This is a genomic window from Janthinobacterium sp. RA13, assembly GCF_000745325.1.
GTDB classification, from domain to species: domain Bacteria; phylum Pseudomonadota; class Gammaproteobacteria; order Burkholderiales; family Burkholderiaceae_D; genus Janthinobacterium; species Janthinobacterium rivuli.
In genome coordinates this window covers 4,269,761-4,291,192 of the sequence record NZ_JQNP01000001.1, presented here as the reverse complement: position 1 = coordinate 4,291,192, position 21,432 = coordinate 4,269,761, and the positions used below count along the sequence as shown (strand labels likewise).

Genomic DNA, 21,432 nt, shown 5'->3' with positions numbered 1-21,432 from the left:
CATTCAATTGATTGCTTGAATGTTATAAGGGTGCTAGCATCGTGTCAATGAAAAATGCTGATATCGAATTGCTCACCGGTTCTGCCGGGTTTGCCCATATTTTAGGCAGCGCGCCGCGTCTGCGCCTGCTTGAGCAGATCGCGCATGGCGAGTATGCGGTGGAGCAGCTGGTGGAGTTGACGGGCCTGTCCGTGGCGAATACCTCCCAGCATTTGCAGCAGTTGCGGCGCGCCGGTTTCGTGCAGGCGCGGCGCGATGGCAAGCGCGTGCTGTACCGGCTCGGCAGCGGCCCTGTCATGCAGTTGCTCGATGCGCTGGAAGTGTATGCGCAGCACCAGCGCAGCGAGTTGCAGGCGCTGGGCCGGGGCGACCATGTGGAAGCGATCACGGGCGACGAGTTGCAGGAGCGCATGCGCGAGGCCAGCATCACCGTGCTCGACGTGCGTCCCGCGCAAGAATTTGCCGCCGGCCACTTGCCCGGTGCGATCAATATTCCTTTTGATGACTTGCAGCGCCGCCTCGGCGAATTGCCCGCGAACGCAGAGATCGCCGCCTACTGCCGCGGCCCGTATTGCGTGCTGTCCGTGCAGGCCGTGGCGGCCCTGCGCCAGCACGGCTTGCAGGCGCGCCGTCTGGGCAGCGGCTACGACGACTGGCAGGCGGCTGGCTTGCCTGTCGTCAAGGCGGCGTGATGGCCATCCCCGGCAGCAAGCAGGAATTGATCGCCGCCATCAACAGCACCTATGCGAAGTTGATACAGGAGCTGGCGTGCGTGCCGCCGGCGCTGGCGCGCGCACCCGTGCTGGAAGGACAAGTGGCGGGTACGCGCATGAGCGTGTGCGACCTGCTCGCCTACCTGGTCGGTTGGAACGAGCTGGTCTTGCACTGGCACGCGCAGCTGCGCGACGGCAAACGTATTGAGGACATCGCCTTTCCCGCCGAAGGTTTCACGTGGAACGCTCTGGGAAAACTGGCGCAGCGCTTCTATGCCGACTATGCTGAACTGGGCATGGACGACTTGCTGCTGCGCCTGGAGCAGGCCAAAAACCAGCTGCTGGCGCTGATCGAAAGTCATGATGACGCGCAATTGTATGGCCAGCCCTGGTACACGCATTACACGATGGGGCGCATGATCCAGTTCAACACGGCGTCGCCGTATGCGAACGCGCGCACGCGCTTGCGAGCCTGGCTCAAGACCGTGTAGCACAGTGAGCTGTGGGCTTGCACGATTGCATCAGTACGTTCAGGAAATTTTTCAGGCAGGATAGTGGTTTCAAGCGCAACCGACTGAAGGATCACCATGCTGACCATCGCCCTCGCCCAGCTCAACCCAACCGTGGGCGACTTTGACGGCAATGTCGCCGCCATCACCGCGCGCATGCAACGCGCCAGCGAGGACGGCGCCGACCTGCTCGTGTGCCCCGAATTGTCGCTGTGCGCGTATTACCCGGGCGACCTGTTCGAGGATGCCGCCTTCCTGCGCGGCATGCAGCAGGCGCTGAATCAGCTGCTGGCAGCGTCCACGCGCTGGCCGGCGCTGGTCACCGTCATCGGCACGGCGCGGCCCAATCCCGGCGTCGGCAAGCCCCTGTACAACGCGTTGCTGGCGATGCGCGACGGGCAGATCGTCGCCGAATACTACAAGCAGCTGCTGCCCACCTACGGCATCTTTGACGAAGGCCGCCATTTCGAACCGGGCCCGCCCGGCGCCTGCACCTTGACTATCGCCGGCAGCAAGGTCGGCTTCATGATTTGCGAAGACGGCTGGAACGACGACGGCCGTGCCTACGCCGTCAATCCCTTCGACGCCCTGCACGCGGCGCAGCCGGATCTGGTCGTCAGCATCAACGCCAGCCCGTCCGACATCGGCAAGCGCGCGCAGCGCCACGCCGTGTTTGGCGCCGCCTGCGCGCGCGTGAATCTGCCCCTGCTCTTCGTCAACCAGGTGGGCGGCCAGGACCAGCTCGTGTTCGACGGCGCCTCGTTCGCCATGTCACCGAGCCAGGGTGTGCAATTCGAGGCGGCCCGCTTTGTCGAGGATTTCCCATTGCTGCGTTTTGCCGGCGGCCGTTTTACGCGGCCCGATGGTCAGCCTTTCCCCGTGCCCGACCCGGACGGCATCCCCGCCGTGGAGTTTGCGCGGCGCCAGATCGTGCTGGGGTTACGCGACTACGCGCGCCGCTGCCGCTTTACGCAAGTCGTCGTCGGCTGCTCGGGCGGCATCGATTCCGCGCTGACCCTGGCCCTGGCCGTCGAAGCGTTGGGCGCCGACAACGTCGTGGGCATCACCATGCCATCCGTGTTTTCCAGCGCCGGCTCCGTCACCGATTCCGTCGCCCTGTGCGCCAACCTGGGCATCGCCCTCTACACGCATCCGATCCGCGACATCGTGGCGCAATATGAAATCGGGTACGCGCAAGCCTTCGACGGCAAGCTGCAGGGGCTGCCGCTGGAAAACCTGCAGGCGCGTGTGCGCGGCACGATATTGATGGAGTACTCGAACGCGTTTGGCGCCCTGCTGCTCACCACCGGCAACAAGAGCGAAATCTCGGTGGGCTACTGCACCTTGTATGGCGACACGAACGGGGGCCTGGGACTGCTCGGCGACCTGTATAAAACGGAGGTCTTCGCCCTGTCGCGCCACCTCAACGCCAGCGCCGGGCGCGAACTGATCCCCGTCGCCGTGCTCGATAAACCGCCGTCGGCGGAACTGGCGCCGGGCCAGCGCGACACGGACAGCTTGCCGCCGTATCCCGTGCTCGATGAGATTCTCAAATGGCATATCGAGGGACGCCGCCTGCCGGCGCAAGAAAGCGCGCAAGCACTGACCCTGGTCGACCAGCTGCGCGAGACGGACGAGGGACGGATTCTCGTCACGCGCATCCTCGGCATGGTCGCTCGCAATGAATACAAACGGCGCCAGGCGGCGCCCATCATCCGCGTGCGTTCGCGCGCCTTTGGCAGCGGGCGTCAATTGCCGATCGCCGCCCACTACCCCACCGGAGACGACGCATGACCTTATCCTATTCCGCCGACGCGGCCATCCTGATCGGCCGCTTCCAGCCTTTTCACAATGGCCATGCGGGCTTGCTGCAAAAGGCGCTGGCGACGGCCGCGCAAGTGGTGGTGGTGCTCGGCTCGGCCTTCCATGCGCGCAGCCCGAAGAACCCGTTTACGTGGCAGGAACGGGCCGCCATGATCGCCGCGACCTTACCCGAGGCGCAGCGCGCGCGCGTGCATTATGTGGCCGTGCGCGATTACTACGACGATGGCCTGTGGGCCGATGCCGTGCGGCGTGCCGTGGCGGGCGCCGTGCCCAAGGCCCAGCGCGTCACCCTGGTGGCCTGCTTCAAGGACGCCACCAGTTACTACCTGCACCATTTCCCGCACTGGCAGTTACTCAATCTGGAGATCGATCCCGGTGCCCCCATCGGCGCGACGGCGATTCGCAACGTGCTGTTCGAGGCGGAAGATGTGGACGTGTCGCTGAGCGTCGTGGCGCAGCTGCTGCCGGCCGCCATCGGCCAGTATGTCAAAGCGTGGACCTTGCTGCCATGGTACGCGCCGCTGGTGCAGGAATACCGCGCCATCGAAGCCTATAAAGCGCGCTGGCGCGCGGCGCCGTATCCGCCCATCTTCACCACCGTCGACGCGCTGGTGCAGACGGGCGGCCACGTGCTGCTCGTGCGCCGCGGCGGCTATCCGGGCAAGGATTTGTGGGCGCTGCCCGGCGGCTTCCTGGAGCCGCGCGAACGCCTGCTGCAAGGCGCCTTGCGCGAGCTGGCGGAGGAAACCCAGCTGGGCGTGCTGGCGCCCACCCTCGTCGAGGCGCTGGTCGGCGTGGCCGTGTTCGACCACCCGGACCGCAGCCAGCGCGGGCGCACCATCACGCATGCACATTACTTTGACTTGAAGACGCGCCAGTTGCCGGAAGTGACGGCGGCCGACGATGCGGCGCTGGCGCAGTGGGTGCCCGTGGCGTCGCTGCCGGCCATGGAAGAGCAATTCTTCGAAGACCATTTCCACATCCTGAACCACTTCCTCAAGCTCACGCACGAGGGGCGCTGAGGGGACGCAGTTCCCGGCTTCAGGACGTGATGCGTTCCCAGCCGTGCCGGACGGCCGCCTTGAAGTTGTCCCACGCCGATTGCGGATACGTGTGCTCCCACGTGGAACGCAGATCCGCTTCCACGTCGTCCCACGGGCGGCCCCGGTAGCTGTCGCTGCTGGCCATCGAATGGCCATAGCGGTAGGCGGGATCGTAGTCCTCGAAGCGCGCGCCGGTGGCGATATAGGTGGCGCTCCAGTGGCTGCGGTAGTACTGCTCGTCGTCGTAACTGGTGCCGGGCAGGTTGTCGGCGCCGGGATAGCGGCGCGCGTTGGCGCCCGCGTTGGACGGCAGTGGTGGCGACGCCATGTCGCTGGCAAATTGCTGCGACCCTGGCGACTCGTTCATGCTGCCCTGCTGCGATGGCGCATCCGACTGCATGCTGGCGCCCTGGCGCCGTGCGCTGTCGTCCTGCGGCGCGCCCTGCCAGCCGCAGGCGCGCCAGTGCTCGGCGTGCGCATCGATGTCGAGCGGCGCGTAGCGCTCGACGATGTCGGTGGCGCGCTGGATATCGGCGTCGCTCGCGCCTTCCAGGGTCAGCACGACATGTCCGCGCCGCACGGCTTCCGCATAGATGTGGCGGTCGGCGTGGTTGCCGAACAGGTCCGTAAAGAAATGTTTGATATTGTCGAGCAGGCTGTCGCTGTCGTCGCGGCGGATGTTTTCCGTGGCGGAAGTATCGTCACTGCCCGCATCGTGCAGGCGGATGCTGGCGCCGGAAAAGCCCGCCGTGATCAGGTCGTGCCGGGCGCGCTCGGCCATGTCGCGCAGGGCGAAAACTGCTGCCAATGTATGTGCCATGATGGTCTCCAATCGGTGAACAACGTCCTGTCAGTGTAGGCCGTGCAAAACGAAAGGGGCGCCCGTTTGCCCCTTGGAAACCGTTGTAGTGATCAAATATTGACGAAGTGAAATTTCAATCCGGCGTGCCCACGAAGGCGCGCACAAAGTCGATAAAGGCGCGCACCTTTTCCGCGATATGCTGGGTGTTCGGATACACGGCATACACGCCCTGCTGCGGAAAGACGACGTCGGGCAGCAGGCGGCGCAGGCGTCCCGCGCGCACTTCCGCCTCCACCTGCCATTGCGGCAGCAGGGCCACGCCGCAGCCGCCCAGGGCAAAGCCCAGCAGGGCCGAGGCGGAGTCGGAATGGATGGCGGCGTCGTCCTGCGCCGTGAAGGCGGCGGCACCGTCCGGTGTCTGCACGTCCCAGCGCAGCGGCGCGGCCAGGCGGCTGTGCGCCAGCCAGCGCGCGCGCTGCAGTTCGTCCAAGGTGGCGATGCCCTTGGCAGGCAGGCTGGCCAGGTAGGCGGGCGAGGCGACGGGCCAGATCGCATACGGCTCGATCAGCGCGGCGCGGTAGCTCGAATCGTTGAGGGAACCCATGCGGATGGCCAGGTCGTAGCGGCCCGAGATCAGGTCTTCATGCGAGGACGACGAGGAATGCTGGATCTGCAGTTGCGGGTGGGCGGCGGCAAAGGCGATCAGCGCGGGGATCACCGTGCGGCTGCCGTATTCGACGGTGGTGGTCAGGCGCAGGGTGCCGCGCAAGCCCTGGTGGCCCTGGCGCGCCGTTTCGATGGCGCCTTGCGCTTCGCTCAGCACGCGCTGGCAATCCTCATAAAAGCGTCGCCCCACGTCGGTCAGCGCCAGGCTGCGCGTGCTGCGCGTCAGCAGCGACACGCCCAGCTCCGCCTCCAGCTGTTTCAAATTAAAACTGACGACGGCCTTGCTCTGGCCTAGCACGGCGGCGGCCGCCGTCAGCGAACCGGCATCGACGATGGCGATAAAAATACCCAAACGGTCAAGACTGATCATAAATAAGGATGAGGAGGCATGCGGGTTGTAGAGGTTTGTCAAAATCTATTTGACAGTGTAATCGGGGCTGGCCCGTTACGCAAATGGCGATGGACGCTTAAGCTGGCCGTTTGCCATTCGGAGCACCATGGACTATCGCAAAAAAGTCGCGGCCATCTATCTGCTGGGGTTTTTCGTTGACCTGATCAACATGTTCATCACCAGCGTCGCCTATCCCGACATCGGCCATGCCCTGCACGCCTCGGTGGCGCAGCTGGCCTGGATCAGCACCGCCTACATCCTCGGCCTGACCATCGTCATCCCCGCCAGCGCCTGGCTGGCTGCCTATTATGGCAGCAAAACCGTGTTCATGGCATCGTTGCTAACTTTTTTATGCGCCAGCATCGGCGCCGGCCTGGCGCCATCGATTGAAGCGCTGATCGCCTGGCGCTGCGTGCAGGGCCTCGGTGGCGGCTTGCTGATCCCGCTGGGGCAAAGCATGACCTACCAGCTGTACCAGCCTGCCGAGCGTCCGGGCCTGTCCTCCGTCATCATGCTGGTGGGCTTGCTGGCGCCCGCCCTGTCGCCCGCGCTGGGCGGCGTCATCGTCGACAGCCTGTCGTGGCGCTGGATTTTCTATTTGAACGTGCCGTTTGCCGCGCTGGCGCTGCTGCTGGCCGCCAGCTGGCTGCGTCCTGACCCACCGCGCGCGCAAGTGCCCCGGCTCGACGTGAGCGGCCTGCTGGCGGGCAGCACAGCCATCCTTTTGCTGTTGCTGGGCCTGACGATGCTGGGCACGCCGGACGAGCTGCTGGCCGGCGCCGGCGTGCTGGCGCTCGGTGTTGTCTGCGCCTGGGCTTACGTGCGCGGCGCTTTGAGAAAATCGACGCCGCTGCTGAACCTGCGCCTGGCCAGTGAGCCGCTGCTGCGCATCGCCATGCTGATGTATCTGCTGGTGCCGGGCGTCTTCATGGGCGTGAGCCTGCTGGCCATGCTGTACCTGCAGGGCGTGCTGGGCATGTCGGCATCGACGGCCGGTGCGCTGATGCTGCCGTGGGCGCTGGCCTCGTTTGCGGCCATTTCGCTGACCGGCAAAAGCTACCGCCGCGTGGGTCCGCAACCGCTGTTCATCGCGGGCGCCCTGCTGCAGGCGGCCGGCATGCTGATGCTGCTGCGCGTGGAGGCGGCCGATCAGCTGTTCTGGCTGGCCGGTGCGTATGCCGTGATGGGCTTTGGCGGCGGCTTGTGCAGCAGCACGGCGCAAAGCACGGCCTTTTTGCGTACGCCGGATGGGCAGCTGAGCCAGGCCAGCGCCGTGTGGAATATCAACCGCCAGCTGGGCTTTTGCCTGGGTGTCGCGCTGCTCAGCGTACTGCTCAATGGCTTGCTGGCGGCGCAGGGCATCGCATCGCTGGACGACCCCGCCCAGCACCTGCGTGCGGCGCAGGTTTTCCACTGGTGCTTTGCGCTGGCCGCAGCGTCGTGCGTACTGCCCCTGGCACTGTGCCTGCGTATCGACAACCGCGCCGTTCTCGACCTTTTACATCACCATGGAGTAGCAAAAAAATGACTGCAACGAATCCCTATTTTGACGACGTTTTATCCACGCATGTGCTGATCCGCGGCTGGCTTTCTGGCGAGGCGATGGCAGCGGAAAACTGCGCCGATTTACTCGCGCGTTTTTCGCCCGGTTTTACGATGGTGGCGCCGGGCGGGATGCGCCTCGACCACGCCGGATTGACCGGGTTTTTCCAGGGCGCCGGCGGCAGCCGACCGGGCCTCGCCATGCGCATCACGGACTTGCAGCTGATCCAGGAAAGCGCCACCGGCGCCACCGTCTCCTACCGCGAATTCCAGTCGCTGCCGGGCGCGGAAAACACCGAGCGCTGGTCCACCGTCGTGTATGAGAAAACGCCCGATGGCGCCTTGCTGTGGCGCCACCTGCATGAAACGTGGGCGGCGCGGGCGGATTGATCCTGCAGCGTGGCGGCAAGAAGCAGGGCCGCAAACACTGAAAGGCGCCGGCGCGCTCAGGCCGGCTTGGCCGTCATCAGGTAAAACACGACGATGAGGGCGAAGAAGGCGGGCACGCCCAGCGCCGTCCAGATGCGCAGGTAGCGCCAGTACAGCGCGGGCAAGGCGACGCCGTCGCGCGCGCTGGCCTGCGCCATGTCGCGCATGCGCATCTGCAGCCACACGACGGGCAGCCAGCAGGCGCCGGCCACCAGGTACAGCACCACGGACCAGACGATCCAGCGGCTGTTCAAGGGATATCCGGCCAGGTGGGCCAGGTAAAAGCCGCTCAGGGGCTGGAACACCACCGTGGTGGCCGTAAACAGCCAGTCGGCGCGCACCACGTGGCGGCTGACGACGGCGATGGCGCGCACGTCGCGGCTCAGGCTCGTGAACAGCATGTAGAAGGCCGAGCCGATGCCGGTGCCGAACAGCAGGGTCGACGAGACGATGTGCAGCCATTTGACGAGCAGGTATTCCATTATTTTTCCTCCAGTTGATACAGCAGCCACAGGGCCGCCAGCATGGGCAGGTTTTTCGTCAGGGGCCCGTAGGGGTGCCACAGGAATTCCGGCAAGAACACGGCGATCCAGACGGTGTAGAACACGATGAGCATGGCTTGCAGCGGCCATAGCCAGCGCCGCCACGGCGGGCGCAGCGCCAGGGTGGCCATGCCCAGCAGCAGGTCGAACAGGCAGGCGCCGGCCAGCAGCGGCGGCGCCCAATCCGGCGGCACGCCGCTGCGCTCAAGCAGGCCGATACTGTCTTCGAGCGGATAGACGCCGGCCGAGACGATGGCCGTGGCGATCCACACGATGGCCATCGACAGGCGCAGCACGGGCAGCAGCCAGTCCAGCTGGGCGCGCACGGCCGCGCCGCGCGCGTCGCTGATGAACTGCGCCACGGGCCGCGGCGCGCGCCCCAGCAAACGTCGCGTGAGCCCCGCATCGGCGGCATTGCCGCGATCAAGCATGCCCAGGGTGGCGCGGTCGGGCATGGCAAAGCCCTGCAGCCTGGCCAGCAGCAGCATGGGCGGCAGCAGTAGCCGCGGTAGCGGCGCGACGCGCAGCCGTCCCAGCCCCATGGCCGCGCGCAGGGCCGCCAGGTAGGCCGCAAACGGCAGCGCCTGCGGCCCCACGACGGGCACGCGGCGCGTTTTCTGGCCGCCCAGCGCGCCCGCGCCGCGCACCAGCGCCACGATGACATCGGTCAGGTCGTCGATATGCACCGGCTGCACCAGCTGCGGCGCGCGGCCGAAGCGGGGATACACGGGCAGGCTGGCCAGCATGCGGAACAGGCGCGCACTTTCGCCGTCGTCGCCATACACGAGCGAAGGCTGCACGATGACGGCGCGCAGCGGCAGGCTGGCGAGAAAATCGTCGGCCGCCTTCTTGCTCAGGTGGTAAGGCGAGACGGCGCCTGCGTCCGCGCCCAGGGCCGACAGCTGTATCACCAGCTGCACCTCGCTCTCGGCGCAGGCGGCGAACAGGGCGCGCGGCGCCTGCGTGTGCAGGGCCGCGAACGTCTGCGCGCCATGCTCGGCGATGATGCCGACGCAGTTGATGACGACGTCGATGCCGTCCAGGCGCGGCAGCCATGCGGCCTTGGCCGTGTCGCGCGCAAAATCGGCTTCGATCAGGCGCACGCGCTGCTCCTTGCCGCCGCGCGCATGCGGCGGCGCGCGGCGCGTCGTGCACGCGAGCTGGAAACCTTCGGCCAGCAGCGCGGTCGAAACATGTGTTCCGATGAAACCGCTCGCTCCCGTCAGCAGTATGCGCATGCATGCCTCCTCTTGACGGGATTGGATAGGTCTTTTGCGTTTCAGTTCACTGTGCGATCACACCACTGGAGAAAAACCATGCCCGCCCTGCCCCCTTCCATGCGTCATGGCGCCCTGTCGGGTAGCCTCGCCTCCATCCTGTCCGCCGCCGCCCTGGCCCTGTGTGGCCGGCGCGAAACGGGCAGCGTGTTCGCCGCCGTCAACGCCGTCAGCCACTGGCTGTGGGGCGACCAGGCGGCGCGCCGCGATGATGCCTCGCTCAGGCACACCCTGGTCGGCTATGTCATCCACCATTGCAGCGCCATGTTCTGGGGCGTGCTGTTCGAGCGCTATGCGGCCCACATCCTCGACCGGCGCCGCGTGGCGTCCACCGTGGCGGCGGCGGCCGGCGCCACGGCCGTGGCCTGTTTCACGGATTACCAGCTGACCCCGCACCGCCTGCAGCCCGGCTACGAGATGCGCCTGTCGCGCCCCTCGCTGCTGCTGGTGTACGGCGCCTTCGGCGTCGGCCTGGCCGCCGGCGCGCTGTGGCTGCGGCGGCGCTGAGGCGCTGCGCGAGTCACTTTCCTACACGCCGGCCCGCCGCGCGCCTATCTTGCCGGCCGTTGCGTGCCAGTAGCATGGACCTTCATCCACCAACCGAGGAGAAGCGCATGCAGGACGAACATGGCAACACCCCGCAGCATCCTGCCGACCAGGGGCGCAACACGCGCATGGACAAGACCGATGCCGACAAGGCGCAGGGCGATCCCTACGCCAACCAGGGCGGCGGCAAGCTGGCCAGCGGCAATGCCAACAGCGGCCACTGGGCCAACGACGTCATCACGCCGCAGGGCGGGCCCGACCCGGTGGAGCAGGAAAACCTGCCCACCCTGACGCAATCTGACGACAACGCCCACGTCAAGGGCGCGGCGCAGCGGCCGCAAAGCGAAGCGGGCAAGCTGGCCGATGACCGGCCGGGCCGCAACGAGTCGAAAGACATCCACAGATCACTGAATCAGCACGAGTAGACCGGCGTGCTGCGAACGAGGAGAGCACCATGTTTGCACACAACAAGCGACTGCAATACACGGTCAGGGTGGAGCAGCCCAATCCCGGGCTGGCCAACCTGATGCTGGAACAATTCGGCGGCCCGCAGGGCGAGCTGGCCGCCGCCTGCCGTTACTTCACGCAAGCCTTGTCGGAGGACGATCCGGGCCGCAAGGACATGCTGTTCGATATCGCCACGGAAGAACTGAGCCACCTGGAAGTGATCGGCAATATCGTCGTCATGCTCAACAAGGGCGCCAAGGGCCGGCTGGCCGAGGGCGTCGACCAGGCGGCGGAGCTGTACCGCAACATCACGGGCGCGGGCAACGACAGCCACGTGACGCAAGTGCTGTACGGCGGCGGCGCCCCGCTGGTCAATTCGGCCGGCGTGCCGTGGACGGCCGCCTACATCGACACCATCGGCGAACCGACGGCCGACCTGCGCTCGAACATCGCCGCCGAGGCGCGCGCCAAGATCGTCTACGAGCGCCTGATCAACCTGACGGACGACCCGGGCGTGAAGGAAGCGCTGGGTTTCCTGATGACGCGCGAAGTGGCGCACCAGAAGTCGTTTGAAAAAGCCCTATATTCTATCGAGCCGAATTTCCCGCCGGGCAAACTGGCGGGCGACCCGCAGTACGCGGACGTGTATTTCAATATGTCGCAGGGGCCGGGCGAGGAGCGGGGGCCGTGGAACCAGGGCGGCAAGTGGCAGTATATTTCCGACCCGCGCCAGCAGATGGCCGTCGATGGCGGCACGGGCGAGGCGGAAGTGACATTGCCGCAGGACGAACTGGCCACCGTGCAGCAGATGGCCGCGCGCACGGCCTCGAATCTGGACGCTGACCCGCTGACGGGCGCGGAACTGGGCATGCGGCCCAATGGCCGCGATGGCGGCACCCCGTCCATGCCCTTGTAGCGCAACAGGCCGGGCTTCACCAGCGTGAACACGCCGCGTGCGCTGCAAACCTTGGCCAGATACTGGTCCTGGTCTTGGTCTTGGCCTCATGCACTGGGCTTTGCCCTGTGCGGCGGCGCATTGCTGCTCCTGTTGCTGTGCTTGCTGTACGCGCTATCGGCCCAGCTGGCGCTGCGCCATGCGAGCCTGGCGCCGGCCCTGATCGGCGGCGGCATGGCCGCTGCCGTCACGGCGCTGGGGACCGTGCCGGTGCTGCTGTCGCACAAATTTTCGCAGCGCAGCTACGACTGCTTCCTCGGTTTTGGCGCCGGCGTGATGCTGGCGGCCACCGCGTTTTCTCTGGTGCTGCCGGCGCTGGCGGCGGCCAGGCAGCGCGTGGCAACGCCCATGCACGCGAGCCTGCTGGTGGCCTTTGCCATGGGCCTGGGCATGCTGCTGATCGTCGCGCTCAACCTGGTGGTGCGCGAACGCGTGCGGCACGGCGCGTCCGTCGCCGCCAGCAGCCTGAAAAGGGTGTGGATTTTTGTGCTGGCCGTCACCTTGCACAACTTGCCCGAGGGGCTGGCGATCGGCGTCGGCTATGCGGGCGTGGCGCTGGAACGCGCCAATGCGCTGGCGGCCGGCATCGCCATCCAGGACGTGCCGGAAGGGCTGGTGGTGGCGCTGGCGCTGCGCAGCGTGGGTTACGGCCGGCGTCTGTCGGTGGCCATGGGCGCCGCCTCCGGCCTGGTCGAACCGGTGGCGGCGCTCGCCGGTCTGGCCCTGATCGGCCTCTCGTCCGCCCTGCTGCCGTGGGGCCTGGCGGCAGCCGCCGGCGCCATGCTGTTCGTCATCGTGCACGACGCCATTCCCGAGGCGCAGCGCAGCGGTAATGGCGGTTTTGCCAGTATCGCGCTGGTGTCCGGTTTTCTGCTGATGATGGTGCTCGATACGGCGCTCAGCTAAGCAAGGCGCAGTGGCGTTCTAAGTGAGATCGTGCAAGTCCTTTTGCAGCGCCGGGCCGGTGGAAAACCGCGAAAACACGATTTCAAGTTCAGCGCGTTCCGGGGTGCAGCACATGGGGCCGACGAGGTAGCGCGATGCCGTGGGAAACGGCGCCAGGCGCAGCAGCGGCCACAGCTTGCCATCGGTCGAATACTGCACGCGGATCACGCCGTTTGCCACCGTCACGCGCAGCCAGAAACCGTCCGGCATGGCGGGTGCGATGCTGACGGCCCAATCGGAGGTATCGACCGTCAGCACGGTGCTCAATAGCAGCTGGCCGTCGGAAAATTCGACGCCGCATTTGATCCAGTTTTCCGCATCGATACGCACCATCATGCCCGCCTGGTCGTACAGCGCCGCATACTGCGCCGATACGTGCACTTGCGCCGTAAAATCGCCGTCGACCTCAGTGCCGAAAAAGTGGCCGCTGTCGCGGATAAAACCGTATGACGTCTTGCGCCAGAAATCCGTGTTGGCGTCCGTCGTCACGCGCAATTGCACGCCGTCGTCGGACCAGTTTTCCGGTGCATTGAGCCAGCTGCCTTGCTTGAACATCGCATCTCCTCATGAGCAAAAAATGCTACATAGTTTGCCCCCATCCCAGTGCCTTGTACAGGGCAATCGCATCGATGTAGGACGCCGTTTCCGCCAGCAGCGCTTCGCGCCGGATATCGAACAAGGCGCGCTGGTTTTCCAGCACCGCCTGGTAGCTGCCGGAACCACCCTGATAGCGCGTGCTGGCGACGCCGAGGGCTGCGTTGCCATGGCGTGCCGACTGCAGCAATGACGCCAATCGCGTCTGGTTTTCCGCCAGTTGCGTGACGGCGTTTTCCACGTCTTCCTGCGCCATCAGTATCGTTTGTTCATAGCGCGCCAGCGCGCCCTGCGCTTCGGCTTGCGTGCCGCGCAAACGTGCCTTGACGCTGCCCAGGCGGAAGGCAGGATAGCTGACCGATGGCGCCACCTCGAAGGCGCGCGCGCCGCCGTCGAACACGCCGCTGCCGCGCAACGCGAAGAAGCCGAGGAAACCGCCGAGGCTCAGGCGCGGATACAGGTCCGCCGTGGCGGCCCCCACGTCTTCGCTGGAGGCGGCCAGCAGGCGATCGGCGCGCACCACGTCGGGACGCTGCTTGATCAGGCGGTTCACGTCGCCCAAGGGAAGCTGGCCCGCCAGCGGCGCCTGTTGGCGCGGCGTGGTGGCCAGCGCGATGGCGCCTGGCGCTTGTCCGCTCAAGACATCGAGCCGGTACTGCGCCTGACGCAGTCCCGCTTGCAACGGCGGCAGCATTGCCTCGCTGCGCGCCAGGTTGGCCAGCGCGTTGTGGCGCTCTTCCGGCAAGCCGCCGCCGACGCGGATGCGCGCATCGATCAGGGCGACGGTATCGCGCCAGCTGTGCACCTGCGCCTGCGTCAGCGCCAGGTTGTGCTGGTGGCCCAGCGCCTCGTAGTAATTGCGCGCCACCTCGGCGGCGATCGTCAGCTGCACCTGCCGCAAGTCCGCCTGCGCCGCGTCGGCGCGCGCCTGCGCCGAACGGCTGATATGCGCCAGGCGGCCAAACAGATCGATCTCCCATTGCGCATCGAAACCCACGCGCGTGCTGGCGCTGGCGGCGCGGCTATCAGGTGTGTCTTGCTGCACCTGGCGCTGCCATCCCGCCTGGCCCGTGACGGTGGGCAGTTCATCTAGCCGGCGTTCGTCGAAGACGGCGCGCGCGGCCAGCAGGTTCGCCTGCGCCTGGACGATATCGAGGTTGTGTTCAAGCGCGCTGGCGATCAGCTGCGACAGGCGCGCATCGTCGAAGAACGTCCACCAGGCGGCTTCGCTGACGGCGCTGCTAGCGGGTGCGAATTGCGCCTGCTGTGGGCTGGCCAAATGGATGGCGGGCGTGCCCGGCGTGACGTAGGCGGGGCTGACGGCGCAGCCGGCCAGCACGGGGAAAAGAGAGACAAGATAGCGGTAGTTTTTCATGGGGTTTCCTTCAGCGCCTGCGACAGATCGCGTGCGCGCGGCGTGGCATGGCCGGCCGTGTGGCGGCGGGCCAGAAAGGTGTACACGGTGGGCAGCACGAACAGCGTAAAGAAGGTGCCGATCAACATGCCCGAGACGATCACCACACCGAGGCCGAAGCGGCTGTTGGCGCCCGCGCCGGAAGCGAACAGCAGCGGCACCAGGCCCACCACCATGGCGGCCGTCGTCATCAAAATCGGGCGCAAGCGGATCTGCGCCGCCTTGCGGATGGCCGTGATGCGGTCGAGCCCTTCATGCACCTGCAATTCGTTGGCAAATTCCACCATCAAAATGCCATGCTTGCTGATCAAGCCGATCAGGGTCACGAGACCGATCTGCGTATAGATGTTGACGGTGGCGTAGCCGAGGGCCAGCGGAATCAGCGCGCCGCAGATCGACAGGGGCACGGTGATCAAAATGATCAACGGGTCCGTCAGGCTTTCATACTGCGCCGCCAGCACCAGGTAGATGACGACGACGGCCGCCAGGAACGCCAGCAGCAGCGCATTGCCTTCCGTGGCGAACTGGCGCGCATCGGACTGCCAGTCGTAGCTGAAGCCCGGTGGCAGGGTCTTGGCCACGCCATCGAGGAAGGCCACGGCGTCGCCCAGGGTCACGCCCGGCGCCGGCACGCCCTGGAAGGTGGCCGCATTTTGCTGGTTGAACTGGGTCAGCATGTTCGGTTCGATCTGTTCCGTCACCGACACGACGGCGGACAGGGGCAGCAGGCTGCCGTCGTCGGCGCGCACGTACTGCTGCGTCAGGGCTTGCGCCGTGAGTCGCTGTTCGCGCGGGCTTTGCGCGATGACGTCATAGGCGCGGCCATCCATGCCGAAGCGGTTCAGATAATTTTCACCCACCAGCACGGCCAGCGATTCGCCGATGTCCTGCATGCGGATGCCCAGGCTATTGGCTTTTGAACGATCCACGCGCACTTTGACCACCGGGTTGTTGTAATCGAGGTCGCTGTCGACGACGGCAAACAGGCCGCTATCGCGTGCGCGCTGCTTGACGTCTTCCATGGTGCGGAACAGGGTGGCGTAATCCTGCGCGCTGCGCAGCACCATCTGTACGGGCAAGCCGCCGCTCGATCCCGGCAAGGGCGCCAGCTGGAAGGCGAAGATGCTCGTGCCTTCCACGTCGCCTACGGCGTGTTGCAATTCGGCCTGGATGACGGCCGCATTGCGCGCGCGTTCGGCCCACGGCGTCAGGTTGATGCCGCCGATGCTCGATGCCGGTCCTTCGCCGCCGTTGATGATCCAGCGCGAGTCCGTTTCCGGGATATTTTTATAGATATCATCGAGCTTGTACGAAAAGCGCTCGACGTAATCGAGGTTGGCGTGCTGCGGCGCCTTGATCGCCGTCAGCACGCTGGCCTGGTCTTCCGCCGGCGCCAGCTCGCGCTGCGGCAGCAGGTACAAAAACGGCAAACTGACCATCACCAGCGCGGCGAAACCGGCACTCAGCCAGCGGTGGTGCAGGGAGCGGTCCAGCAGGCGCGCATAGCGGCTGGTCAAGCCTTCGAAGAAATGCTCGGCGGCGCGCGCCATGCGGCCTTCCGATTGTTTCGGCTGCAGCAGCAAGGAGCTCATCACGGGAGACAAGGTCAGCGCCACCACGCCCGAGACCACCACGGCGCCGGCCAGGGTCAGCGCGAATTCCTTGAACAGCGCGCCCGTGAGTCCCCCCATCATGCCGATCGGTGCATACACGGCGGCCAGGGTGATCGTCATGGCGATCACGGGGCCGGCCACTTCGCGCGCACCGACCAGAGCGGCCGCCACGGGCGTCTTGCCTTCCTCGATATGCCGGTGCACGTTTTCCACCACGACGATGGCGTCATCGACCACCAGGCCCACGGCCAGCACCATCGCCAGCAAGGTCAATAAATTGATGCTGAAGCCGAAGGCCAGCATCAGCGCCGCCGCACCCAGCATCGACAGGGGGATGGTCACGACGAGAATCAGCACGGAGCGCAAGGAACCCATGCACAGGTAGATGACAATGACGACGATCAGCAGCGCTTCGAGCAGGGTATGCGCCACCTCGTCGATGGACGACTGGATAAAGCGCGCCGTCTCGAACGCCAGTTCGACTTTCACGCCCGGCGGCAGGGTTTTCTGGATCTCGGGCAGCAGCTTTTTGATGCCGTCGACGATCACCAGCGGGTTGCCGCCCGGTGTGGGCGACAGGCCCAGGTACACGGCCGGCACGCCGTCCATGATGCCGCTCGTCTCCGTGGCGGCCGCTCCCAGCTCCACCGTGCCCACATCCTTCAAACGCACGAGCGACGCGCTGTCATCGCCGCCCTTGCGTATGACCATGTCGCGGAACTCCGCCACGCTGGTCAGATCCGTGTTGACGCTGATGTTAGACACGACGAACTGTCCTTTGACTTTGCCGGGCGCCGCCTGGTAGTTATTGCGCCGCACGGCATCGGCCACGTCGGCGGCAGTCAGGCCCCGCGCCGCCAGTTTTGCCGGGTCTATCCACAAACGCATGGCCAGCTGCTGGCCGCCATACACGTCGACTTTCGCCACGCCGTCGATGGTGGCGAACATCGGCTGCACCACGCGCGCCAGGTAATCCGTCAGCGCGGGCGCGGACACGCTCTCGCTGGCAAAGCCCACATAGGCGACGGCCGAGGAGTCGCCAGCCGAGCGCTCGATGACGGGGTCAAACGCGCCTTCGGGCAGCTTGTAGCGCACCTGGTTGACCTTGGCCATGACTTCCGTCAGCGCCTGCGTGGAATCGCGGTTCAATTCCATGCGCACGGTGACCGTGCTGCTGCCCTGCACCGACGACGAGGTGAGGTAGTCGATGCCTTCCACCGACGACACGGCTTGCGCAATCGGCTGCGTGACAAAGCCCTGCATCAGTTCCGCCGAGGCGCCCGGATACGTGGTTTTCACCGTGATGGTGGACGATTCGAGCATCGGATACTGGCGGATCGGCAGCTGCAGCATGGCGATCACGCCCAGCATCAGAATCAAGGTGCTGATCACCAGCGCCAGCACGGGGCGGCGTACGAATAAATCGGTAAATTTCATGGTGATGTCTTTCGTTTACGAGCCGGCCTTGGGCGCGGCGCGTTTTACTTCGTCCAGGGTGTTGGCGACGGCTTGCACAGCCATGCCGTCGGCCAGTTTCAGCTGGCCCGAAGCGACCACGCGCTGGCCTTCGCGCAAACCGTCGATAATGGCCACGCGGCCCCCTGCCCGCTCGCCCAGTTTCACGCCCACGCGCTTGACGGTGAGCGGCTGCTTGCCCTCCTGCTGCGCGACGAAGACCGTGTCGCCATACGCGCTGTAGGTCACGGCCGTTTCCGGCACCGTCAGTTGTTGTCCTGCTTCGCGCGCCACGCGCACGTTCGCGTACATTCCCGCCTTGAGCGCACCGCGCGGATTGGTCAGCGCCGCCTGCACCTGCACCATGCGCGAGCGGGCGACCAGCGGATCGATGGCGTTGATCTTCGCCGTGAAAACGTCGCCGGGATACGCGTCCACCAGCACTTGCACGGCCTGGCCGGGCGCCAGCTTCGCGCTGCTCTGTTCATCGAGGGCAAAGTTCACCAGCAGCGCCTTCGTGTCGATCAGGCTGGCCACCGTATCGGCCGCGTTCAGGTACTGGCCCGCGTGCACCTTGCGGATGCCCAGCTGGCCGGCGAACGGCGCGCGGATGGTCTTTTGCGCGATCAGCGCCTGCGTCTGGCGCACGTCGCCCAGGGCCGCGTCGCGCGCGGCCAGGGCGCTATCGAGCTGCTCCTGCGTGGCCGCTTTTTCTTTCACCATCTGCACCGTGCGGGCATGGCTGCTTTCCGCGTTTTTCAGTTGCGCGCGCTGGCGCAGCAGCATTGCCTGTTCTTGGGCGTCATTCAGTTGTACCAGCACGGCGCCAGCTGCTACCTGCTGGCCCGATGCGAAACGGATCTGCGTGATGCGCCCGCCCGTCTCGGCCGCCACCTGCACCTGGCGCGCCGCTTCCAGTTCACCCACGCCGGCAAAGTAGCGTTCCTGCGTGCCCCGCACGACGGGCACCAGCGCCACCTTGGTGGCGGCAGTGGCGGCAGTGGCGGCGGCATCGGCCGCATGGGAGTCCGCGCGCGGATACAGCGCGGCGCCGGCGACGGCAAGGGTGATGGCCAGCGCGGAAGCGCCGACGAGTTTCGTATGCATGATGAAGTCCTTTTTACAGCGGGGAAGAAGAGGCGCAGCGGAGGCTGATCAGGTCCGCTGCGCGTTGAAAAGTACAAACAGCGCGATGGTCCACAGCAGCAGCACCAGGTGCGTCGTCTGCAAGCCTTCCTGCGCGATCCAGTAGCCGAACCACAGGCCGCCCAGGTGCATCAGCAGCAAAAAGGCGGCCATGGCGCACAAGGCCAGGTTCAGCCAGGGCAAGCCGGCGGCCAGGCCGCCGCCGAGAAACAGTGTCACGCCGGTCCAGGCGGCGATGGCCGCCAGCAGCTGCAAGGCCAGCACCACGCCCAGCGACAGCCGGTGCAAGGTCAAGGACGTGAGCGCGCGGCGCAGCAGCGGCGTCTGGATGGTCGGGTCCTGGCGCAATGGATCCATGCGCATGGTGTTGCCGATGGCCCAGACGGCGCCGTGGAAGGCGTGCAGATTATTGAGGGAGGCCAGGGTCAGCCAGGTGGCCAGGCCGGTGGCGAGGATGGCGTGAAACAGCCAGATGGAGTGCTGCAGCTGCATAAGAAATCCAGTCCAAAGAGTGTCTTGCCGGCACGCGGACGTGGAAACTCCTCGACAGCGGGGAGCTACCGGCCTATTATGCAAGCAATTAGTTGGTTAACTGGCCCCATGATAGTTGAGCGAAATGAATTACACAAGTAAACGTTTGGATAATAGCGAAGCACCGCAAACGACGGAGCGCATCCTGTATTTCATCAAGACCAAGGGACCCGTCTCCACGGCGACCCTGGCCAAGACCTTGGACATGACGGGCGAGGCGGCGCGCCAGCAAGTGCAAAAGCTGGTGGCGGCAGGCTTGATTGAAGGGCGCCAGGAGGCGCAGGCGGGCGCCGGCCGGCCGCGTCAGAACTGGGTCTTGACGGAAGCGGGCAATGCGCGCTTTCCCGACACGCATGCGCAGCTGACGATCAAGCTGATCGGTTCCGTGCGCCAGCTGTTTGGCGAGGCGGGACTGGATAAACTCATCACGCAGCGCGAAGAGGAAAGCCGCAGTGCGTATGCGCTGGCGTGCTCGGCGCCGGATTTGCCCACGCGCTTGCAGCAACTGGCGGCCGTGCGCGATGAAGAGGGCTATATGGCGCGCGTGGAAGCGGACGGCGACGACTGGCTGCTGATCGAAGACCATTGCCCCATCTGCGCCGCCGCACGCACTTGCCAGGGCTTTTGCCGCTCCGAAATGCAGCTGTTCCAGGAAGTGGTGGGACCGCACGCCAGCATCGTGCGCGAGCAGCATGTGCTGGCCAACGCCATGCGCTGCGTGTACCGGATCAGGGTGCTGCCCTAGTCTTTCGGAAACAGGGGGCGGGTAGCAAGCGCCACCAGCCCCGCCAGCCACCACACGACGGACCAGTTGCTGGCCGCCAGCAAATGCGGGATGGCGATCGGTGTGAGGAACAGGCCCGCATATACGGCTGTGTTCGCCATGCCCAGGGCCGTGCCCGCGTTGGCGCCCCCCGCTTCCGTGGCCAGTTCCGTGTAGGCCACGCCATGCCAGGCGGACACGGCGATGCCGGCGAGCACCACGGCGGCCATCAACAGCCAGCCCGGCGCCTTCAGCCAGGAGATGCATCCGAGCAAAATGAACGCGGCCAGCGCTACCAGGGCCGAGCCGCGCAGGTAAGCGGGCCGGTTCGCGTGGCGGTCCGTATGGCGCCCGCTCCAGATGCGCATCACCATGGCGCCCGCCTGCAGGGCCACCATCACGGCCGTTATGGCGGCCAGGCCCAGGTGGCCATGGTCGTGCAGGAACACGGTGGCGTAGCTGAGCACGGCAAACTGCGGCACGCACAGCAAGCCGATGGCGGCCACCATGCGCCAGACTTTGCGGTTCTGCAGGGGCGGCTTCACTGCAGATAGGCCCGTGGACGCGTTGTGCGGGCCCGTGGCGGCCTCGGCAGAGAAATCGGGCTCATGCATCCAGCGCCACGTAAAAAACGCCGACAGGCCGCATACGAGGGCCAGGGCGCCAAACACGGGCATGAAGCCGTAGCGCGATGCAAGGCTGGGCAGGACGAGGGCGCCGAGGCCGCCGCCCATGGGCACGGCCGTCTGGCGGATGCTCATGGCGAAACCGCGTTCGCCGGCGCCGAACCAGCGCATCACGGCGCGGCCGCTGGCGCCATTCACGCTGCCGCCCAGCACGCCGACCAGCGCCAGCCCGGCCGCCAGCGCCCACAGGGGCGGCACGGCGCCGTCCGCCGGCGTGATCCACAGCAGCAAGGTCAACAGCGCGAGCATGGTGCCCAGCAAGCCGGTCAGCAGCACGGGCCGGTCGCCCCAGCGGTCGGTAGCCATGCCCCATGGCAATTCGGTCAGGGCCACACCCAGGCCCATGGCGCCCAGCGCCACCCCCAGTTGCGTATTGCTCAGGTGATAGCCGCTGCGCAGCCAGATGGCCGTGGTGGGCATGCCGTTGGCGGCGGCGGAAAAGCTGGCGTTGGCTGCCACGCCGACGGCCAGCACTTTCCAGCGGTGGGCATTGCCCAAGGCGGGCGTGGTGACGGGAAGGGAAACGGCAGGGCAGCTGGAGTTCATGGCAGGAAGGGAAAAGTGGTTGACCCTGACAGTGTTGCGCAGTACGATCGTTC

Annotated in this window: 21 protein-coding genes; 11 read left to right on the top strand and 10 right to left on the bottom strand. The window is 66.1% G+C overall.

What is annotated here, in order from left to right:
- Nucleotides 1-47 precede the first annotated feature (47 nt).
- From FG13_RS18935 to FG13_RS18920, 4 genes are all read left to right on the top strand, one after another.
- Nucleotides 48-692, top strand: coding sequence for an ArsR/SmtB family transcription factor (locus FG13_RS18935; protein ID WP_051959235.1), 645 nt, complete (start codon nucleotides 48-50; stop codon nucleotides 690-692).
- Nucleotides 692-1,204, top strand: coding sequence for a ClbS/DfsB family four-helix bundle protein (locus FG13_RS18930; protein ID WP_035823367.1), 513 nt, complete (start codon nucleotides 692-694; stop codon nucleotides 1,202-1,204). Before FG13_RS18935 ends, FG13_RS18930 begins: the two co-directional genes overlap by 1 nt.
- Nucleotides 1,205-1,300: 96 nt before the next feature.
- The gene (locus FG13_RS18925) at nucleotides 1,301-3,016 is read left to right on the top strand and encodes an NAD+ synthase (protein WP_035823365.1); all 1,716 of its coding nucleotides are present in this window, start codon (nucleotides 1,301-1,303) and stop codon (nucleotides 3,014-3,016) included.
- Nucleotides 3,013-4,068 (top strand): bifunctional nicotinamide-nucleotide adenylyltransferase/Nudix hydroxylase, encoded by a 1,056-nt coding sequence (locus tag FG13_RS18920; RefSeq protein ID WP_035823363.1) that lies wholly within the window; start codon nucleotides 3,013-3,015, stop codon nucleotides 4,066-4,068. Before FG13_RS18925 ends, FG13_RS18920 begins: the two co-directional genes overlap by 4 nt.
- Before the next feature lie 19 nt (nucleotides 4,069-4,087).
- On the opposite strand, the gene FG13_RS18915 is transcribed toward FG13_RS18920, so the two are convergent.
- The gene (locus FG13_RS18915) at nucleotides 4,088-4,909 is read right to left on the bottom strand and encodes a hypothetical protein (RefSeq protein ID WP_035823361.1); all 822 of its coding nucleotides are present in this window, start codon (nucleotides 4,907-4,909) and stop codon (nucleotides 4,088-4,090) included.
- 115 nt (nucleotides 4,910-5,024) lie between these two features.
- Nucleotides 5,025-5,927 carry a LysR family transcriptional regulator gene (locus tag FG13_RS18910; protein WP_035823359.1) on the bottom strand — a complete coding sequence of 301 codons (903 nt, stop codon included), beginning with the start codon at nucleotides 5,925-5,927 and terminating at the stop codon, nucleotides 5,025-5,027.
- 127 nt (nucleotides 5,928-6,054) lie between these two features.
- Here FG13_RS18910 and FG13_RS18905 point away from each other — a divergent pair, with 127 nt between their 5' ends.
- Together FG13_RS18905 and FG13_RS18900 are read left to right on the top strand one after the other, a co-directional pair.
- Nucleotides 6,055-7,476 carry an MFS transporter gene (locus tag FG13_RS18905; protein ID WP_035823356.1) on the top strand — a complete coding sequence of 474 codons (1,422 nt, stop codon included), beginning with the start codon at nucleotides 6,055-6,057 and terminating at the stop codon, nucleotides 7,474-7,476.
- Nucleotides 7,473-7,880, top strand: coding sequence for a DUF4440 domain-containing protein (locus FG13_RS18900; RefSeq protein ID WP_035823352.1), 408 nt, complete (start codon nucleotides 7,473-7,475; stop codon nucleotides 7,878-7,880). Before FG13_RS18905 ends, FG13_RS18900 begins: the two co-directional genes overlap by 4 nt.
- 56 nt (nucleotides 7,881-7,936) lie before the next feature.
- Here the strand turns inward: FG13_RS18900 and FG13_RS18895 are convergent, their stop codons facing one another.
- Nucleotides 7,937-8,401 (bottom strand): DUF2269 family protein, encoded by a 465-nt coding sequence (locus tag FG13_RS18895; protein ID WP_035823349.1) that lies wholly within the window; start codon nucleotides 8,399-8,401, stop codon nucleotides 7,937-7,939.
- On the bottom strand, nucleotides 8,401-9,699 hold the full coding sequence (locus FG13_RS18890) for an SDR family oxidoreductase (RefSeq protein ID WP_035823347.1): 1,299 nt from the start codon (nucleotides 9,697-9,699) through the stop codon (nucleotides 8,401-8,403). Before FG13_RS18890 ends, FG13_RS18895 begins: the two co-directional genes overlap by 1 nt.
- Before the next feature lie 78 nt (nucleotides 9,700-9,777).
- Here FG13_RS18890 and FG13_RS18885 point away from each other — a divergent pair, with 78 nt between their 5' ends.
- The 4 genes from FG13_RS18885 (at nucleotide 9,778) to FG13_RS18870 (ending at nucleotide 12,592) form a co-directional block, all read left to right on the top strand.
- On the top strand, nucleotides 9,778-10,245 hold the full coding sequence (locus tag FG13_RS18885; protein WP_035823345.1) for a hypothetical protein: 468 nt from the start codon (nucleotides 9,778-9,780) through the stop codon (nucleotides 10,243-10,245).
- A gap of 107 nt (nucleotides 10,246-10,352) precedes the next feature.
- Nucleotides 10,353-10,709, top strand: coding sequence for a hypothetical protein (locus FG13_RS18880; protein ID WP_035823344.1), 357 nt, complete (start codon nucleotides 10,353-10,355; stop codon nucleotides 10,707-10,709).
- A 29-nt stretch (nucleotides 10,710-10,738) separates the two neighbouring features.
- Nucleotides 10,739-11,647, top strand: a complete 909-nt coding sequence (locus FG13_RS18875; protein WP_035823343.1) for a manganese catalase family protein — start codon at nucleotides 10,739-10,741, stop codon at nucleotides 11,645-11,647.
- Between the two features lie 120 nt (nucleotides 11,648-11,767).
- A complete protein-coding gene (locus FG13_RS18870) occupies nucleotides 11,768-12,592 on the top strand; it encodes a ZIP family metal transporter (protein WP_235211772.1) in 825 nt (274 codons plus the stop codon).
- A gap of 18 nt (nucleotides 12,593-12,610) precedes the next feature.
- Here the strand turns inward: FG13_RS18870 and FG13_RS18865 are convergent, their stop codons facing one another.
- Genes FG13_RS18865 through FG13_RS18845 form a run of 5 tightly spaced genes read right to left on the bottom strand, consistent with a single transcriptional unit; the run spans nucleotide 12,611 to nucleotide 19,345 of the window.
- Complete coding sequence (locus tag FG13_RS18865) at nucleotides 12,611-13,186, bottom strand: DUF1349 domain-containing protein (RefSeq protein ID WP_035823341.1); 576 nt, start codon at nucleotides 13,184-13,186, stop codon at nucleotides 12,611-12,613.
- Between the two features lie 25 nt (nucleotides 13,187-13,211).
- Nucleotides 13,212-14,600: an efflux transporter outer membrane subunit gene (locus FG13_RS18860; RefSeq protein WP_035823339.1), complete on the bottom strand. Its 1,389-nt coding sequence runs from the start codon at nucleotides 14,598-14,600 to the stop codon at nucleotides 13,212-13,214.
- Entirely contained in the window at nucleotides 14,597-17,689 is a 3,093-nt protein-coding gene (locus tag FG13_RS18855; protein ID WP_035823337.1) for a MexW/MexI family multidrug efflux RND transporter permease subunit, read from the bottom strand. Before FG13_RS18855 ends, FG13_RS18860 begins: the two co-directional genes overlap by 4 nt.
- 15 nt (nucleotides 17,690-17,704) lie before the next feature.
- Nucleotides 17,705-18,814, bottom strand: a complete 1,110-nt coding sequence (locus FG13_RS18850; protein WP_035823335.1) for an efflux RND transporter periplasmic adaptor subunit — start codon at nucleotides 18,812-18,814, stop codon at nucleotides 17,705-17,707.
- A gap of 48 nt (nucleotides 18,815-18,862) precedes the next feature.
- On the bottom strand, nucleotides 18,863-19,345 hold the full coding sequence (locus tag FG13_RS18845) for a DUF2165 family protein (RefSeq protein ID WP_035823333.1): 483 nt from the start codon (nucleotides 19,343-19,345) through the stop codon (nucleotides 18,863-18,865).
- A gap of 124 nt (nucleotides 19,346-19,469) precedes the next feature.
- Here FG13_RS18845 and FG13_RS18840 point away from each other — a divergent pair, with 124 nt between their 5' ends.
- Complete coding sequence (locus FG13_RS18840; RefSeq protein WP_035828463.1) at nucleotides 19,470-20,129, top strand: helix-turn-helix transcriptional regulator; 660 nt, start codon at nucleotides 19,470-19,472, stop codon at nucleotides 20,127-20,129.
- On the opposite strand, the gene FG13_RS18835 is transcribed toward FG13_RS18840, so the two are convergent.
- Entirely contained in the window at nucleotides 20,126-21,379 is a 1,254-nt protein-coding gene (locus tag FG13_RS18835) for an MFS transporter (protein WP_035823331.1), read from the bottom strand. The two genes, FG13_RS18840 and FG13_RS18835, sit on opposite strands and share 4 nt — an antisense overlap.
- Nucleotides 21,380-21,432: the final 53 nt, after the last annotated feature.